The following is a 16683-nucleotide window of genomic DNA, read 5'->3' as shown; positions in this document are numbered from 1 at the left end:
GGGCTGCAACAGCCCTTCACGTGTACGTCAGTTGTGGCCGAAGCGCTTCTGCTTGCCCTTGCGTGCCATGTCGGCGGGAGTCGCCTGCGGCATGTGCTGCTCGGTCTGCGCCTCCATCGAGGAGTGCTGCGCCTGCTGCTGTGCACGCTCGGACTGCGGCTGCTTCCGGTCCTGCTTCTTGTTCTTGGCCATGGTGATCTGCCTCCTGTGGGGACTAGGGGCCAGGGCCGGGACCAGATTCACATAGGCTGATAAAGAACGCATTTCGGATAATTACCGTCTGTGACAGCGGTTGTCGGGGCGTGAGGCGTGGCGCGCCGGGGGCCCGATGCCCCGAAACGCCACGCCGAAGATCGAGTTCGGCCCGTTAACCCCCGCGCGGTCGGGCAGACTCGAAGGAAGCCCAAAGCAAACCTCCCGGGAAGAGGGTGAGTCGCGTGGACCGCTGCATCGTCCTGGTGGACGCCGGGTATCTGCTGGGGGCCGCCGCCAGCCTGCTCGCCGGGGAACCCTCCCGGTCCCGGATCACCGTCGACCACACCGCCCTCATCCAAGGGCTGCGCGAACGCGCCGAGTCCGACACCCAGCAGCCCCTGCTGCGGATCTACTGGTTCGACGGCGCCCCCGACCGTGTCCCCCAGCCCGAGCACCGCAGGCTGCGCGTGATGCCCCGGGTCACCGTCCGGCTCGGCGCACTCACCCGCAGCGACGGCCGCTGGGCGCAGAAGGGCGTGGACGCCGCGATGCACGCCGAGCTCACCGAGCTGGCCCGCAACCGCGCCTGCTCCGACGTGGTGCTGGTGACCGGGGACGGCGATCTCCTGCCGGGCATGATGGCCGCCAAGGAGCACGGCGTCGCCGTACATCTGTGGGCCGTGCAGGCCGCCGACGGTGACTACAACCAGTCCGAGGACCTGGTCGCGGAGGCCGACGAACGACGCGTCCTGGACCGTACGTGGATCACCAAGGCCGTGCGCGCCAAGGAACTCACCGGGGTGTGCGCGCCGCCGCCCGCGCCCCGGCCGGAGATCGCCGCGATCCTGTCCGCGCCGCTGCCCGAAGGCGCGCTCGGCGCGGCGGCCGAGCGGCCCCCCGCGGAGGTCGAGCACGCCGGGCCCACTGTCTCGGAGAACGGCACGCAGGAGCGCGTTCCGGCGCCCAAGGGCGTGCCCACGCCGAAGGACCTCGCCGCCCTGCGCGCCCCCGGCGTCCAGCCGGCCCAGCACCCGTCGAACGCGACGCTGCGCTGGTCCTCCGACAAAGGGTGGGTCGACCGGCCCGGTGTCGCGGCCGAGTCGGCCGAGGCCGCGTCCATGCCGACGCTGGCACAGCTGACCACCGCCGAGCAGCGCTGGGCCGACCGCGAGGAGGACATCACCACGGTCGGCGGCGACCCCTACGAGGTGGGGCAGGTCTTCGCGCGGCGGTGGATGGCGCGGCTCGGGGACCAGAGCCACTTCCAGCGGCTGTCCGGGATGTATCCGCGGATCCCGCACCGGATCGACGGCGAGCTGCTGCGCTACGCGGCCCGGTTCGGACTCCTCGCGCACAAGGACGACCAGATCGACGAGCACGACCGGTACGCGATCCGGGCCGGGTTCTGGCGCGAGATCGACGTCCGCACGGCCGCGGAGCACGCGCCCGCCGGTGAGTGAGCCGGACGGGTGGCGGACGAGCCCGGCGCCGCCGGGCCGCGCCGCGGCGAGCGGCTTTGTGGCGGTGAGCGGCCGATTTGTGCCGAGTCGCCGACCCGAGGGCGGATCGGGCTCGTGGACCCCGTAGTCTCGTCCCTTGTGAGTACGCGCGCGGCACAGGCATTTCGGCACGGTGGTGACGTCGTGTGTGCCGTGCGCGGGCTGACCAAGACCTACCCGGCGGTGCGTGCACGGCGCGGGGCGCCCGGCACTCCCGAGGTGCGCGCCACCGACGACGTACGGCTGGACATCCGGCGCGGCGAGATCTTCGGGCTGCTCGGCCCCAACGGCGCCGGCAAAACCACCCTCGTACGGCAGCTGACCGGGCTGATGCGGCCCGACGCCGGCAGCGTCGAGATCCTCGGGCACGACATCGTGCGCCACCCCGAGCGGGCCGCGCGCATCCTCGCCTACCTCGGGCAGGAGTCGACCGCCCTCGACGACCTGACCGTGTCGCTCGCCGCCGAGACGACCGGACGGCTGCGCGGCCTGGACCTACGGCAGGCGCGCGACGAACGGGACGCCGTGCTCGACGAGCTGGGCCTCGGGCCGCTCGCCGGGCGGCCGATCAAGAAGCTGTCCGGCGGCCAGCGCCGGCTCGCCTGCTTCGCCGCCGCCCTGGTGGGGGAGCGGCCGCTGCTCGTGCTCGACGAGCCGACCACCGCGATGGACCCGGTGGCACGGCGGGCCGTGTGGTCGGCCGTGGACCGCCGGCGGGCCGAGCACGGCACGACCGTCGTCCTCGTCACCCACAACGTCATCGAGGCCGAGACCGTGCTCGACCGGGTCGCCGTGCTCGACCGGGGCCGTGTGATCGCCTGTGACACGCCGTCCGGGCTCAAGGAGCGCGTCGCCGGCGAGGTCCGGGTCGAGCTGCTGTGGCGGGACCGGGCGCCGCTGGACGTGCCCGAGGTCGCAGCCCTCCAGGACCGCGTCGTGGAGTCCGGCCGCCGCTGGACGCTGCGGCTCGCCCCCGAGGAGGCCCGCGCGGTCGTCGCCACCGTCACCGGCGGCGCCGCCTTCGCCGCGCTCGACGACTTCACGCTCGCCACGCCGAGCCTGGAGGACGTCTATCTGTCGCTGGGCGGGGCCGCACAGCAGGGGCTGGTGAAGGCGTGAGCACGCAGACCGCCGCATCCGTACAGAACCCCGTACGGAACAGGGCCACCTCCCCGGTGATCCCCCGTGTGAAAGGGAGCAGCGCCACGTGAGTGTCGTACCCGCCGAGGTTCTGCCGGGCAGCGCCCTGGCCGTGGACGAGACGGCCGGCCGGGCCGCGGCCGAGCTCGGGCCGCGCGCGCGGCTGTGGCCGTCGCTGTGCGCCGTGTACCGGGCTCAGCTGTCCCGGGCCCGGGTCGCGCGCATCCCGCTGCTGTTCGTGGCGACCTTCCAGTCGATCGGGATCATGATCCTGATGCGCGGGGTCGTCGACGGCGGCGCCGAGGCGCAGGCCGTGGTCGCCGGTTCGGCGGTACTGGTCGTGGCCTTCGTCGCCCTGAACCTGCTCGCCCAGTACTTCGGGCAGCTGCGGGCCAGCGGCGGGCTCGACCACTACGCCACGCTGCCGGTGCCGCCGGCCGCGGTGGTGCTGGGCGCGGCCGGGGCGTACGCGTCCTTCACCGTGCCGGGGACAGTGGTGACCGCCGTCTTCGGATGCGTGCTGTTCGGGCTGCCGATGGCGAACCTCTGGGTGCTCGTCGCGGTGATCCCGCTGGCCGGGGCCGCGCTCGCCGGGCTCGGGGCGGCGCTCGGGCTGCTCGCCCCACGCCCCGAACTGGCCACGCTGCTCGGGCAGCTGGGCATGTCCGCGGCGCTGCTGCTGGGCGTGCTGCCCGCCGACCGGATGCCGGACGCGGTCCGCCTCGCACGGGACCTGCTGCCCTCGACGTACGGCGTGGAGGCTTTCGCGCGGACCTTCGCGGAGCGGCCGGACTGGGCCTTCGTACTCGGTGACCTGGCCGTGTGCGGGGTCGTCGGCGTAGTCTCGCTGGCCGTGGCCACCTGGGCGTACCGTCGGGCGGCCGTCCGGTGACGCGCCGCACAGGACGGCCTGGCACGATGGCAGGGTGACCGCTCCGCTGACTCCTCCACCGCCGCCGCGTGAACCGTCCCCGAACGGGGGATGGCAGCAGCCCGCTGCCGGGCACGCGGCCGCCGTACCGCCGCACGACGCCATATCCGGTGCCCCGGGCGGAATACCGGGCCACCCCGGTGCTCCCGGCCCGTACGGCATGTATGGCTCGTACGAACAGGACGGTCCCGGCATGAAGACCGAACTGCGAGAGGCAGCGATAGTCACGGTGGTGGTGGCGCTCCTCGGCGCGCTGCTCGGGGTGCTGTGGTGGCGGCTGGCGCCGAGCGTGCCGCTGGTCGGGGACGTCGTCGACGACAGCTGGGTCGTCTACTTCAAGGATTCCGAGGGGGAGCAGGCCATCGGGGTGGACGGAACGTTCACTCTGCTCGCGCTGGCGTTCGGCCTGGTCAGCGCGGTCGCCGTGTTCCTGTGGCGGCGGCGTGGGGGTGTGCCGCTGGTGATCGGGCTGGCCGTCGGGGGGTTCCTCGGGGCGCTGCTCGCCTGGTGGCTCGGAGTGCGGCTCGGGCCCACCGGGGACGTCATCGCCCACGCCAAGGAAGTGGGCAAGGGCGTCGCGTTCTCCGCGCCGCTGAAGCTGGGGGCCAAGGGCGCGCTACTGGCCTGGCCGCTGGCCGCGCTGATCGTCCATCTCGGGCTGACCGCGCTGTTCGGCCCCCGGGACGCGGACCCGTACCACCAGCACCCGCCGGAGGGGCAGCCGAAGGACCCGTACGGAGCACCGTCGGCCTAGCGCCTGTCCGGCGGATCAGGCATCGGGACCGGGATGCCCAGGGGGCCGTGGCCCCCCGGGCCGGTGGTTCGTCATGCCGGGCGGCGTCCGTGGTTCGAGCGGCCCTTCTTGATGCGCCACTTTCGTTTCCGCGTTTTCTTCGACATGTCCCTCGTACTTAACCGAGGACACCCGCGCCGTCGAGAGGTCACGCACGCCCGATGGGCGCCAGGGCCGCTTCCGTGAGCTTCGCCAGGTCCTCGGGGGAGAGCTCGACCTCCAGGCCGCGACGGCCCGCGGAGACGCAGATCGTGGCGTGGGCCGAGGCCGAGGCGTCCAGGACCGTGCGGAGCTTCTTGCGCTGCCCCAGCGGGGAGATGCCGCCGCGCACATAGCCCGTGGTGCGCTCCGCCAGGGCCGGGTCGGCCATCGCCGCGCGCTTGCCGCCGACCGCCGACGCCAGGGACTTGAGGTCCAGTTGCCCGGCCACCGGGACCACCGCCACGGTCAGGCTGCCGTCCACGTCCGCCACCAGCGTCTTGAAGACCCGGTCCGGGGACACGCCCATCGCCTCCGCGGCCTCCTCGCCGTACGAGGGGTGGGCGGGGTCGTGGTCGTAGGAGTGGACGGTGTAGGCGACACCCGCGGCCGCGAGAGCCACGGTCGCGGGAGTGCCGCCCGCCTGCTGTGCGTTCTTCTTCGACTTCTTCGCCATGGTGGCCGGTTCCCCAGTGGTCGTGCGTCAGTTGAGACTCGTCGGGCCGCGCGTCAGGTCCGACGACGGCAGCGACGGCAGGCTACGGATGATCGAGGTTTCGGTGCGAAGGAGTTTCAGCTCGTCGCGCAGCCGGGACGCGGTGTCCGGGGCCTGGAGCAGGCGCTGCTTCGTCGGGATGTCCAGCATCATCGCGGCCGCCACCAGGTAGGAGACCACCGCGGGCTGGTCGGGCAGCTCCGCCCCCGTGGAAAGGGAACGTTCACGGGCGCCCGCCAGACGTTTCTGGTACTGCCGGAACGCGCGTAGCACGCCCTCGGCCAGCGCCCCCGCCTCATCGCCCGGCTCCTCCGGGAGCTCCTCGAGCTCCGCCGTCAGGAACGGGCCCGAGGCGTCCACCGAGACCAGCCGCACCCGGGTCGTGCCCGTCGCCAGCACCTCGAAGGTGCCGTCGGCCCGCTCCCGGATCGTCGCCGCGTCCGCCACACAGCCCACCCCGTGGAAGGCCTTCACCGGGTCCGGGCCGAAGCCCGCGGCGGGCCCGCGCTCGGGCAGGGCGGTGGGGTCGGGCATGCCGGGAGCGCTCTGGGCCACCTCGTGGCCGTCGCGGATGGCCACGACGGCGAAACGGCGCGGCTCCTCCTCGGGGGTCTTCAGCAGATCGCGCATCATGGCGCGGTACCGCTCCTCGAAGACGTTGAGCGGCAGCACGAGTCCCGGGAACAGCACCGAGTTCAGGGGAAACAGCGGAAGGCGGACGGTCACGGCGCCAAAGCCTAGTGGTCGCCGGAGTGAACGCGTCCGTCGCGCCCACTCCGTGGATGTCCGCCGGTGGCACCCCGCGCGGCGGAGCCGGTCGCCCGGCGCCGTACCTCGTCACGTGTCTCCAGGAACCGGCCCAGCGGATCCTCCGAGAGCCTGCTCCACGGGAAGGAGGTGGCGTGCGGCCCGATCAGCGTGAGCTGCTCCAGGGCGTCCTCCCAGCGGCCCAGCCGTACCAGCACGTACGTCAGCTTGTTGCGGATCGCGGCCGGCCACAGGTCGGCCGCCGGGAACCGGGCGGACAGTGCGACGGCCCGGTCGACCGCCTCGTCCAGCCGCTCGCGCGGCACACCCGGACCGCAGTCGTCGTCCAGGTAGGCGAGGACGGCCCGGGTCGGCAGCGCCTGTACGAGGGAGTGGGCGGGGGCGTCCTGCGCGGCCCGGTCGGCGAAGTCCAGGCACTCGCGGTGGGAGCCGTGCCAGGAGGAGGCCAGGTACCGCAGGGCCGCCACATGGCAGCCGTAGTGGCGCGGGGCGCGGCGCAGCGCCGCCTCCCAGAGCTCCCCGAAGTAGGTGTGGCCGGCGCGTGAGCCGCGCGCGTGGTCCAGGGCGATCCGCCACGGCACCGGGTCGCGGTCGTCGGTGCGCGCGGCGGCGGTGATCAGCGGGCTGACCCCGCGCAGCACCTCGGCCCGGGCCGGTGAGCCCCAGGCGTGGTCCACCGCGAGCTGGGCCCTGATCAGCAGCGCGTCCGGGTCCTTCGGGTCGGCCGCGTACCAGGTCTCCAGCCACTCCGTCCGGGAGCGCGCGAAGGCCGCCAGGCGCAGCGCGTAGCGGTCGCGGTGCTCCCACTCGGCGTGCCGGCGGGTGTGGGCGAGCAGAGCCGCGGCGGGTTCGTACTCGCCGCGCCCGGCCGCGACCAGGGCGGGACCGAGACGGTCGTCGGGCGCGTCGAGAAGCACCTCGTCGTCGCCGGGGAGTGCGACGGCGGGGTGCTCCGCGGTCCTTGTCGTCCGGGACGCACGGCCGAACGGAAGCATCAGAGCCATGGTGTCGACCATTGAAAGACCGCTGGTCACGCCGCGCCAGAGGGAAAAGCCAAGATGTCGAAAGTTGTACGCCCGTGAGTCAAGAACGGGTAAAGGTCAACTGTTCAACAACTGTCGGACATCTGAGTCTTCACCTCAGTGGTCCCACACGTCCCACTGGTCTCATCGGTTCGTGCGGATCAGTTCCGCCGCAGCATGCGCGTGGCTCCCGTCGCCACGGTCGTCGCCAGAATCCAGCCGAGCAGGATCATCGCCGCCGCCAGCCACTGCCAGGCGCCGCTCAGCTGCCAGAACCCGACCTGGCCCAGGTCGATCACCGGCAGCAGCAGATCGAGGGCGAACAGCGGTGGGTTCCAGGTCGGATGCTCGCCGCCTTTGATCGGCGGATGGTCGGCGTGCGCGAACGCCAGCGAGCTCGCCGCCCACAGCACCGCCATCCACACGGCGGCCCGCCCGGGCCGATATCCGTAGGCGACCATCCAGTCCTGTGCGTAGCCCCACAGCTTGGCCGCCGGCGGCAGCGTCTCGCGGCGCCTGCGCTGCTTGGCGAGCAGCACCTCGCGCGCGTCCTCGTCCTCACCGCCGGCCCGCAGTACGGAGGCCAGGAGCTCGTACGGCTCCGGGTTGTACTCGGCGGTCGCCGCGGCCACCCACGCCAGCCGCCGCTCCAGCGGGAACGGGCCGCGCGGCACGAGGTTCTCGTAGGTGAAGCCGCTCATGTGCAGCAGCCCGGGGTCCGGCCAGGCGTCCGCGCGGTCCATCAGGTTGACGGTCCGCGCCCCCGACAGCACCACCCCGCCGCGCTCCGGCCGCTCCCCGAGGAAGCGCAGCTCGGGCGTCTGGATGCGGCGCAGCGACAACTCCTGCTCGTCGGTGAAGGTGAACCGCGCCCGCTCCAGGTCGACCGCGTCCCCGAACCGACCGTCGTCGAGCCGCACGCCGCCCTGGCACTCGAACCGCTGGATGCGCGTCCCGCGCGCGGGGGTGCGGCCGCTCAGCAGGGGACTGCCGACGCCCGCCGGCGTCATGTACAGCGTGCGCCCGACGGTCAGCTGGGGCGCGTTCAGCGCGAGCCGGGTGTACGGGTTGACCAGCCGGGCGCCGCGCAGGCTCAGCGACACGCCGATGCTCGCGCCGCGCAGGCTCAGCTCGCCGTGCGACTCCAGCATCTCGGCCTGGAGGTCCTGGCCGACGCTGATGCCGTCCGCGGCGATCGAGCGCCCGCTGCGGTCCCGGTAGACGATCGCCTGGTTCAGCAGCAGATCCGTGCCGATGTGGGCGTCGGTCAGCCGTACGCCGTTGTGGAACCGGCAGCGCGGCAGATGCAGATCGCCCTCGGTGTGCACCCGTGCCGCCTCCAGCCGCGGCACCGCGCAGTCCACGAGCCGTACGGTCGTGAAGCGGGCCTCCGGCAGCAGGATCTCCCGGTCGAAGCGGCAGCCGCGCAGCTCGACGTACGGCACCACCGTGCCGCCCGCGAGGTCCATCGGGTCGCTGATCCGCACGCCGACCAGCTTCAGCGAGGACACCCGGCCCGCGAGGGCGGGCGGCCCGTCCAGCAGCAGCCAGCAGATGATCCGCGCGCGCACGGTCCGCTCCGGGCCCCAGGGGTGCCCGCCGTGCGGGTCGTCGACGAGTGTGTCGCCGCTGCTCAGGTCGTACACGCTGCCGTTGCGGAAGGCCTGCCACATGCCGAGCTCGGCGGCGGTCAGGTCGTTCGGCAGATCGTCCGGCAGGTCCCCGTCGCGGAGACCGCCCCGTTCGGTCACGTTTCGCCCATCCCCCTCGGCTACTCGTGGGTTTATACAACCGTTCATGCCCGCTGGGTGACGCCCCGAACGCTAGACGTGAAGAGGATCTTCCGGGTTCCGCCGACGGTCTGTATCAGCCATTGATACGCGCGAACGACGCCGGACCCGGGTCTGAGAGAATTGCACCCGTGATCTCCCGAATCGATCTGCGCGGCGACGCCCTCCCCGAGGGGCCGGCCCTGCGCGACCTGCTGCCCCGAGCCGACTTCGACGTCTCGGCCGCCCTGGAGAAGGTGCGTCCGATCTGCGAGGCCGTGCATCATCGGGGTGACGCGGCGCTGATCGACTTCGCGGAGAAGTTCGACGGGGTCAGGCTCGACCAGGTGCGGGTGCCCGCCGAGGCCCTCGACAAGGCCCTCGCGGAGCTCGACCCGGCCGTGCGCGCGGCTCTGGAGGAGTCCATCCGCCGCGCCCGTCTCGTGCACCGCGCACAGCGCCGTGAGACCCACACGACCCAGGTCGTGCCGGGCGGCTCGGTGACCGAGAAGTGGGTGCCGGTCGACCGCGTCGGGCTGTACGCGCCCGGTGGCCGCTCCGTCTACCCGTCGTCCGTGATCATGAACGTGGTCCCGGCGCAGGAGGCCGGCGTGGAGTCCGTCGCGCTCGCCTCGCCCGCCCAGGCCGAGTTCGGGGGCCTGCCGCACCCGACGATCCTCGCCGCGTGCGCGCTGCTCGGCGTCGACGAGGTGTACGCCGCCGGCGGTGCCACGGCCGTCGCGATGTTCGCGTACGGCACCGAGTCCTGCCCGCCCGCCAACATGGTCACCGGCCCCGGCAACATCTGGGTCGCCGCTGCCAAGCGCTACTTCACCGGCAAGATCGGCATCGACGCCGAGGCGGGCCCGACCGAGATCGCGATCCTGGCCGACGCCACCGCCGACCCGGTGCACGTCGCCGCCGACCTGATCAGCCAGGCCGAGCACGACCCGCTGGCCGCCGCCGTCCTCGTCACCGACTCCCCGGAGCTCGCGGACGCGGTGGACAAGGAGCTGGAGCCGCAGGTCGCGGCCACCAGGCACATCGACGACCGGATCGTGCCCGCCCTCAAGGGCAGGCAGTCGGCGATCGTCCTGGTCGACGGCGTCGACGAGGGCCTGAAGGTCGTGGACGCGTACGGCGCCGAGCACCTGGAGATCCAGACCGCCGACGCCGCCGCCGTGGCGGACCGCGTGCGCAACGCCGGCGCGATCTTCATCGGGCCCTGGGCGCCGGTCTCGCTCGGCGACTACGCCGCCGGCTCCAACCACGTCCTGCCCACCGGCGGCTGCGCCTGCCACTCCTCGGGCCTGTCCGTCCAGTCCTTCCTGCGCGGCATCCACATCGTCGACTACACGAAGGACGCGCTGGCCGAGGTCGCGCATCACGTGGTGACGCTGGCGGAGGCGGAGGACCTGCCGGCGCACGGCGCGGCGGTCAAGGCGAGGTTCGGCTGGAAGGTACCCGAGAGCAAGTGACAGGCATCGACGATCTCCCCGTACGGGACGAGCTGCGCGGCAAGTCCCCCTACGGCGCGCCCCAGTTGGACGTCCCCGTACGGCTGAATACCAACGAGAACCCCTACTCGCTGCCCGAGCCGCTGGTCGAGCGGATTGCCGAGCGGGTCCGTGCTGCGGCCCGCGACCTCAACCGCTACCCGGACCGGGACGCCGTGGAGCTGCGCACGCGGCTCGCCGAGTACCTCACCGACACCTCCGGCCACGCGGTGGGCCTCGCCAACGTCTGGGCGGCCAACGGCTCCAACGAGGTCATCCAGCAGCTCCTGCAGACGTTCGGCGGACCCGGGCGCACGGCGATCGGCTTCGAGCCGTCGTACTCGATGCACGCGCTCATCTCCCGCGGCACCGGCACGGGCTGGATCTCCGGCCCGCGCAACGACGACTTCACGATCGACGTCGAGGCCGCCGGGCAGGCCATCGCCGAGCACCGCCCCGACGTCGTGTTCATCACGACGCCGAACAACCCCACCGGCAACGCGGTCCCGCGCGAGACCGTCCTCGCGCTGTACGAGGCCGCGCAGGCCGCCAAGCCGTCGATGGTCGTGGTCGACGAGGCGTACATCGAGTTCAGCCACGGCGACTCGCTGCTGCCGTTGCTCGAAGGTCGGCCGAATCTCGTCGTCTCCCGGACGATGTCGAAGGCCTTCGGCGCCGCCGGTCTGCGCCTCGGCTATCTCGCCGCGCACCCGGCGGTGGTGGACGCCGTCCAGCTCGTACGGCTGCCGTACCACCTGTCTGCCGTCACCCAGGCGACCGCGCTGGCCGCGCTGGAGCACACCGACACGCTGCTGAAGTACGTCGAGCAGCTGAAGTCCGAGCGGGACCGGCTGGTCGCCGAACTGCGGGCCACCGGATACGAGGTCGTGGAGTCCGACGCGAACTTCGTGCAGTTCGGGCGGTTCGACGGCGCGGGCGGCTCGCACGCCGCCTGGCAGAAGATCCTCGACCGGGGTGTCCTGGTCCGGGACAACGGCATCCCGGGATGGCTGCGGGTGTCCGCCGGAACTCCCGACGAGAACGACGCGTTCCTCGACGCGGTACGTGAACTGAAGAAGGAGCAGAGCGCATGAGCCGCGTAGGCCGCATAGAGCGGGTGACGAAGGAGACCTCGGTCCTCGTCGAGATCGATCTCGACGGGTCCGGGAAGGTCGATGTGTCGACAGGCGTCGGCTTCTACGACCACATGCTCGACCAGCTCGGCCGGCACGGTCTGTTCGACCTGACCGTGAAGACCGAGGGCGATCTGCACATCGACTCCCACCACACCATCGAGGACACCGCCCTCGCGCTGGGCGCCGCCTTCAAGCAGGCCCTCGGCGACAAGGTGGGGATCTACCGCTTCGGCAACTGCACGGTCCCGCTGGACGAGTCCCTCGCCCAGGTCACCGTCGACCTCTCCGGCCGCCCCTACCTCGTGCACACCGAGCCCGAGAAGATGGCGCCGATGATCGGCGAGTACGACACCACGATGACCCGGCACATCCTGGAGTCCTTCGTCGCCCAGGCTCAGATCGCGCTGCACGTGCACGTGCCGTACGGGCGCAACGCCCACCACATCGTGGAGTGCCAGTTCAAGGCGCTGGCGCGGGCGCTGCGGTACGCCAGTGAGCGCGACCCGCGCGCGGCCGGCATCCTTCCCTCGACGAAGGGTGCGCTGTAACCCATGAACGGGCTGTCCACCGTCCTGATCGTCGTCGGCCTCTTCCTCGTCGGCGGCATCATCTCCTTCGCCAAGCAGGGGATGCCGAAGAGCCTCATCACACTGCTCTCGATAGGCGCCGCGATGTGTCTCCTCGCGGGCGTCCTGAGGCTGGAGGTGTGGAATTGAGCACCAAGAAGGTCGTGGTCTTCGACTACGGCTTCGGCAACGTGAGGTCGGCCGAACGCGCACTCGCGCGCGCGGGGGCCGACGTCGAGATCACCCGTGACTTCGACCGGGCCATGAACGCCGACGGGCTGCTGGTGCCGGGCGTCGGCGCCTTCGCGGCTTGCATGAAGGGGCTCACCGACGCCCGCGGCGACTGGATCATCGACCGCCGGCTGTCCGGCGGGCGCCCCGTGATGGGCATCTGCGTCGGCATGCAGATCCTGTTCGCGCGCGGCATCGAGCACGGCGTCGAGACCGAGGGCCTCGGCGAGTGGCCCGGCTCGGTGGAGCCGGTGCGGGCCGACGTCGTGCCCCACATGGGCTGGAACACCGTGGACGTGCCGCCCGGCAGCGAGCTGTTCGCCGGCCTGGACGCGGACGCGCGCTTCTACTTCGTGCACTCCTACGCCGTCCAGGACTGGACGCTGGAGACCGCCAACCCGCTGATGACCGCCCCGCTGGTCACCTGGTCGACGCACGGCAAGCCCTTCGTGGCCGCCGTGGAGAACGGCGCCCTGTGGGCCACGCAGTTCCACCCCGAGAAGTCCGGCGACGCCGGAGCGCAGCTGCTCACCAACTGGATCGGAACCCTGTAGAGACATGGCCAAGCTCGAACTCCTCCCCGCCGTCGACGTCCGTGACGGTCAGGCCGTCCGCCTCGTGCACGGCGAGTCCGGTACCGAGACGTCCTACGGCTCCCCGCTGGAGGCCGCCCTCGCCTGGCAGCGGTCCGGCGCCGAGTGGCTGCACCTGGTCGACCTGGACGCCGCGTTCGGCACCGGCGACAACCGCGACCTGATCGCCGAGGTCGCCGGGGCGATGGACATCAAGGTCGAGCTGTCCGGCGGCATCCGCGACGACGCCTCGCTGGCCGCCGCGCTCGCCACCGGCTGCACGCGTGTGAACCTCGGCACGGCCGCCCTGGAGACCCCGGAGTGGGTCGCCAAGGTCATCGCCGAGCACGGCGACAAGATCGCCGTCGGTCTCGACGTACGCGGCACGACCCTGCGCGGCCGCGGCTGGACCCGCGACGGCGGCGACCTCTACGAGACGCTGGAGCGCCTCAACAACGAGGGCTGTGCGCGTTACGTCGTCACGGACATCGCCAAGGACGGCACCCTCCAGGGCCCCAACCTGGAGCTGCTGAAGAACGTGTGCGCGGCGACGGACCGCCCGGTCGTGGCCTCCGGCGGCGTGTCCTCGCTGGACGACCTGCGGGCCATCGCCGAGCTGGTGCCGCTCGGTGTCGAGGGCTCCATCGTCGGGAAGGCCCTGTACGCGAAGGCGTTCACCCTGGAAGAGGCCCTGGAGGCTACGTCGTGAAAATGGATGCAGTGTCATGACGTCCGATGCCGTGCGGCGGGTGCAGAGCGGGAGTCCCTGGGAAGAGTCCTTCGGCTTCGCACGCGCCGTCGCGGCGGGCGACCGCGTGCTGGTGGCGGGTACGACGTCCTTCAAGGGCGACGTGCTGTACGGCGAGGGCGACCCCTACGAGCAGGCCAAGGCCGCCTTCGCCAACGCGCTCGAGGCGATCACGGAGTTCGGGCTCGGGGTCGACTCGGTGATCCGTACGCGGATGTACCTGACCCACGCGCGGGACGTGGACGCCGTGGGCCGGGCCCACAAGGAGCTCTTCGACGAGGTGCGCCCGGTCTCGACGCTGCTGGTCGTCGAGGGTTTCGTGGACTCGCGCATCCTGGTCGAAGTGGAAATAGAAGCATTCAGAAGGACGTTGGAGGAGCCGGTTTCATGACCCTGGCGGTCCGAGTCATCCCCTGCCTGGACGTGGACAACGGCCGGGTCGTCAAGGGCGTCAACTTCCAGAACCTGCGCGACGCGGGCGACCCCGTCGAGATGGCCAAGGTGTACGACGCCGAGGGCGCCGACGAGCTGACGTTCCTGGACATCACCGCCTCGTCGGGCAACCGCGAGACGACGTACGACGTGGTGCGCCGCACCGCCGAGCAGGTGTTCATCCCGCTGACGGTCGGCGGCGGCGTCCGTACGGCCGAGGACGTCGACAAGCTGCTGCGCGCGGGCGCGGACAAGGTGGGAGTCAACACCGCCGCCATCGCCCGCCCCGACCTGATCCGTGAGATCGCGGAGCGCTTCGGACGGCAGGTGCTGGTGCTGTCGGTCGACGCCCGCCGTACGCCCGAGGGCACCTTCGAGGTGACCACCCACGGCGGCCGCAAGGGCACCGGCATCGACGCCGTCGAGTGGGCGCACCGGGCCGCCGAGCTGGGCGCGGGTGAGATCCTGCTCAACTCGATGGACGCCGACGGCACCAAGGACGGCTACGACCTGGAGATGATCCAGGCCGTGCGGGGGCACGTGACGGTTCCGGTGATCGCGTCCGGCGGCGCCGGCAAGCTCGCCGACTTCTCGCCGGCCATCGAGGCAGGCGCGGACGCGGTGCTGGCCGCCTCGGTCTTCCACTTCGGCGATCTGCGGATAGGCGAGGTGAAGGACGCGCTGCGGACGGCCGGTCACCCCGTCAGGTGACGCCGGTCCGAGTCCTGAGCCCCGGTCACCGAGTGGCCGGGGCTTTCGCATGGAGAGATGTGAAAGGAAAGTTGCGCAAAATATGTTGTGCAATTTTTCTTTTGTATCTACGGTGAGGGCATGACAGGCAAGGAGAGAGACCGCCGGATCACGGACCTGGGCACGCTGAAGGCGCTGGCCCATCCGCTGCGGATGAACCTGATCCGGGCCCTGACGATCAGGCGCGTCGCCACCGCCTCACAACTCGCGGAGCAGGTCGACGAGGCCGTCTCACTGGTCAGCTACCACCTGCGCAAGCTCGCCGAGCACGGACTCATCGAGGAGGCGGAGCCACAGAGCGGCGACGGCCGCGAGCGCTGGTGGCAGCCCGCCTCGGACGGTGTGCGTATCCGCGACGAGGACTTCCGGGACGCCCCGGAGAAGGCGGCCGCGCACACCGCGGCGAGCCGGCTCTTCGCAGAGCAGCGCACCGGGATGTACCGCCGCTGGCTCGACGAGCGCGCCCACTGGGGCCCCGAGTGGAACCGGGCCGCCGAGTCCTCCGAGTCCAGTCTCCGCCTCACGGCCGACGAACTGACCGAGCTGAACAAGGAGTTGCTGGCCCTGCTGCGCCGCTACGACGAGCAGGGACGGGCCGCCGAGGCCGCCGGCGACAGCGAGGGCCGCGCGAACGTCGCGGTGCACACGTACACCTTCCCGTTCCGGCCCTGAGAGGACCGACGTGCCTTCGACGCTCACCGCACCCGGGACCGCACCGGTCGCCGAGCGGCCCGCCCACCGCGACCCCAACGTGCTGCGCTGGCTCGCCGCCTACACCTCCTCGATGATCGGCGACAGCGTCTACTACATCGCCCTGTCCTGGGCGGCCGTGCAGACGGGTTCGCCGTCGCAGGCCGGAGTGGTCATGGCGGTCAGCGCCCTGCCCCGGGCCCTGCTGATGCTGGGCGGGGGAGTGATCGCCGACCGGCTCGGGCCGCGCAGGGTCGTCATCGGCAGTGACGCGGTGCGGTGCGCGGCCGTCCTCGCGGTGGCGGCGCTGCTGTTGCTCACCACCCCGGGCCTGTGGCCACTGGCCGCGCTCGCCCTGGTCTTCGGCACCGTCGACGCGGTTTTCATGCCTGCCGTGGGCGCGCTCCCCGCGCGCGTGACGACCCGCGGCCAGCTCGCGCGCGTGCAGGGCATGCGGGGGCTGGGCATCCGCTTCGCGAGCGTCGTCGGCGCTCCGCTCGGCGGACTCGCGGTCGCGGCCGGCGGCGCGGCGGCCGCGTTCGGCCTCGCCGGCCTGCTGATCGCCGCGTCGCTGCCGCTGCTGATCTCCGTACGGGTGCGGGAACTGCCCGCGGACGACACGCCTGCCGCTCGGCGCGGCACCGCCTGGCGCGATCTGACGGCCGGCCTCGGCTACATCCGCCGCCACCCGGTGCTCGCGCCGCTCATCCTTGCCATCGCCCTCGGAGACCTCGGCTTCGTCGGCCCCCTCAACGTCGGCCTGACCCTGCTCGCCGACGAGCGGGGCTGGGGCGCCCCCGGAATGGGCTGGGTGCTCGCCGGTTTCGGCGTCGGCGCGGGCGCCGTGTCCCTGCTGCTGACCGTGCGCGGACGCCTGCCGCGCGCCGGGCAGGTCGCCGGGTGGGCGATCCTCGCCGGGTCGTGCGCGATCGGCGCCCTGGCCTTCGTGCCCGGCGTGGCCGCGGCCGTCGGGGTCGCCCTGCTCATCGGACTGCTCGCCGGGCTCAGCGGCGCCATGTGCGGCGCCCTGCTGCAGACCCAGGCCGACGCCGCCTACCTGGGACGCGTCACCGCCGTCTCCGGGCTCGTCAGCCTCGGGTTCGCGCCCCTGAGCATGCCGCTGTCCGCCGCCGCCATCGGCCTGTGGGGCACCGGCCCGGTCTTCGTGGCCAGCGCGGCGGTGTGCGGGCTGGGCGGAGTGATCGCCCTGAGCGTGCCCGGCCTGCGCCGCGCCGAACTGCCGAAGTGACC

The 16683-nt window shown here is 72.2% G+C and carries 19 protein-coding genes; 14 read left to right on the top strand and 5 right to left on the bottom strand.

The window, feature by feature from the left end; all coding sequences use genetic code 11:
* Positions 1–27: 27 nt before the first annotated feature.
* Positions 28–192, bottom strand: coding sequence for a hypothetical protein (locus PGH47_RS11270; protein WP_185932552.1), 165 nt, complete (start codon positions 190–192; stop codon positions 28–30).
* Positions 193–437: 245 nt separating this feature from the next.
* On the opposite strand from PGH47_RS11270, the gene PGH47_RS11265 reads away from it, so the two are divergent.
* The 4 genes from PGH47_RS11265 to PGH47_RS11250 all read left to right on the top strand — a co-directional run bounded on the left by PGH47_RS11265 (position 438) and on the right by PGH47_RS11250 (position 4519).
* On the top strand, positions 438–1655 hold the full coding sequence (locus PGH47_RS11265; protein WP_271663310.1) for an NYN domain-containing protein: 1218 nt from the start codon (positions 438–440) through the stop codon (positions 1653–1655).
* Positions 1656–1838: 183 nt separating this feature from the next.
* Positions 1839–2813 carry an ABC transporter ATP-binding protein gene (locus PGH47_RS11260; protein ID WP_271668030.1) on the top strand — a complete coding sequence of 325 codons (975 nt, stop codon included), beginning with the start codon at positions 1839–1841 and terminating at the stop codon, positions 2811–2813.
* Between the two features lie 88 nt (positions 2814–2901).
* Positions 2902–3726 carry an ABC transporter permease gene (locus PGH47_RS11255; RefSeq protein WP_093745685.1) on the top strand — a complete coding sequence of 275 codons (825 nt, stop codon included), beginning with the start codon at positions 2902–2904 and terminating at the stop codon, positions 3724–3726.
* A gap of 34 nt (positions 3727–3760) precedes the next feature.
* A complete protein-coding gene (locus PGH47_RS11250; protein ID WP_271663309.1) occupies positions 3761–4519 on the top strand; it encodes an AAA family ATPase in 759 nt (252 codons plus the stop codon).
* Positions 4520–4706: 187 nt separating this feature from the next.
* Here the strand turns inward: PGH47_RS11250 and ybaK are convergent, their stop codons facing one another.
* The 4 genes from ybaK to PGH47_RS11230 all read right to left on the bottom strand — a co-directional run bounded on the left by ybaK (position 4707) and on the right by PGH47_RS11230 (position 8793).
* Entirely contained in the window at positions 4707–5213 is a 507-nt protein-coding gene (gene ybaK, locus PGH47_RS11245; protein WP_271663308.1) for a Cys-tRNA(Pro) deacylase, read from the bottom strand.
* Between the two features lie 27 nt (positions 5214–5240).
* Positions 5241–5978 carry an LON peptidase substrate-binding domain-containing protein gene (locus tag PGH47_RS11240; protein ID WP_271663307.1) on the bottom strand — a complete coding sequence of 246 codons (738 nt, stop codon included), beginning with the start codon at positions 5976–5978 and terminating at the stop codon, positions 5241–5243.
* 11 nt (positions 5979–5989) lie between these two features.
* Positions 5990–7036 carry a hypothetical protein gene (locus tag PGH47_RS11235; protein WP_271663306.1) on the bottom strand — a complete coding sequence of 349 codons (1047 nt, stop codon included), beginning with the start codon at positions 7034–7036 and terminating at the stop codon, positions 5990–5992.
* A gap of 167 nt (positions 7037–7203) precedes the next feature.
* Positions 7204–8793 (bottom strand): oxidoreductase, encoded by a 1590-nt coding sequence (locus tag PGH47_RS11230; RefSeq protein WP_271663305.1) that lies wholly within the window; start codon positions 8791–8793, stop codon positions 7204–7206.
* Between the two features lie 170 nt (positions 8794–8963).
* On the opposite strand from PGH47_RS11230, the gene hisD reads away from it, so the two are divergent.
* From hisD to PGH47_RS11180, 10 genes are all read left to right on the top strand, one after another.
* Positions 8964–10289 carry a histidinol dehydrogenase gene (gene hisD, locus PGH47_RS11225; RefSeq protein ID WP_271663304.1) on the top strand — a complete coding sequence of 442 codons (1326 nt, stop codon included), beginning with the start codon at positions 8964–8966 and terminating at the stop codon, positions 10287–10289.
* The gene (locus PGH47_RS11220) at positions 10286–11401 is read left to right on the top strand and encodes a histidinol-phosphate transaminase (RefSeq protein WP_271663303.1); all 1116 of its coding nucleotides are present in this window, start codon (positions 10286–10288) and stop codon (positions 11399–11401) included. The genes hisD and PGH47_RS11220 overlap by 4 nt, the downstream gene beginning before the upstream one ends.
* The gene (hisB, locus tag PGH47_RS11215) at positions 11398–11991 is read left to right on the top strand and encodes an imidazoleglycerol-phosphate dehydratase HisB (protein WP_026246354.1); all 594 of its coding nucleotides are present in this window, start codon (positions 11398–11400) and stop codon (positions 11989–11991) included. Before PGH47_RS11220 ends, hisB begins: the two co-directional genes overlap by 4 nt.
* A gap of 3 nt (positions 11992–11994) precedes the next feature.
* A complete protein-coding gene (locus tag PGH47_RS11210; protein WP_030951297.1) occupies positions 11995–12159 on the top strand; it encodes a hypothetical protein in 165 nt (54 codons plus the stop codon).
* Positions 12150–12794, top strand: a complete 645-nt coding sequence (gene hisH / locus PGH47_RS11205; protein WP_271663302.1) for an imidazole glycerol phosphate synthase subunit HisH — start codon at positions 12150–12152, stop codon at positions 12792–12794. The genes PGH47_RS11210 and hisH overlap by 10 nt, the downstream gene beginning before the upstream one ends.
* A gap of 4 nt (positions 12795–12798) precedes the next feature.
* A complete protein-coding gene (gene priA, locus PGH47_RS11200) occupies positions 12799–13521 on the top strand; it encodes a bifunctional 1-(5-phosphoribosyl)-5-((5-phosphoribosylamino)methylideneamino)imidazole-4-carboxamide isomerase/phosphoribosylanthranilate isomerase PriA (RefSeq protein WP_271663301.1) in 723 nt (240 codons plus the stop codon).
* 16 nt (positions 13522–13537) lie between these two features.
* Complete coding sequence (locus tag PGH47_RS11195; protein WP_271663300.1) at positions 13538–13951, top strand: RidA family protein; 414 nt, start codon at positions 13538–13540, stop codon at positions 13949–13951.
* Positions 13948–14703 carry an imidazole glycerol phosphate synthase subunit HisF gene (gene hisF, locus PGH47_RS11190; protein WP_271663299.1) on the top strand — a complete coding sequence of 252 codons (756 nt, stop codon included), beginning with the start codon at positions 13948–13950 and terminating at the stop codon, positions 14701–14703. Before PGH47_RS11195 ends, hisF begins: the two co-directional genes overlap by 4 nt.
* Positions 14704–14823: 120 nt before the next feature.
* Entirely contained in the window at positions 14824–15414 is a 591-nt protein-coding gene (locus PGH47_RS11185) for an ArsR/SmtB family transcription factor (RefSeq protein ID WP_271663298.1), read from the top strand.
* A gap of 10 nt (positions 15415–15424) precedes the next feature.
* The gene (locus tag PGH47_RS11180; protein ID WP_271663297.1) at positions 15425–16681 is read left to right on the top strand and encodes an MFS transporter; all 1257 of its coding nucleotides are present in this window, start codon (positions 15425–15427) and stop codon (positions 16679–16681) included.
* The last annotated feature ends 2 nt before the right edge of the window (positions 16682–16683 follow it).

Source organism: Streptomyces sp. HUAS 31 (assembly GCF_028198125.1).
GTDB classification, from domain to species: Bacteria; Actinomycetota; Actinomycetes; order Streptomycetales; family Streptomycetaceae; genus Streptomyces; species Streptomyces chartreusis.
Note: the sequence above shows the minus strand (reverse complement) of the source record. Positions and strands in the feature narration are given on the sequence as shown.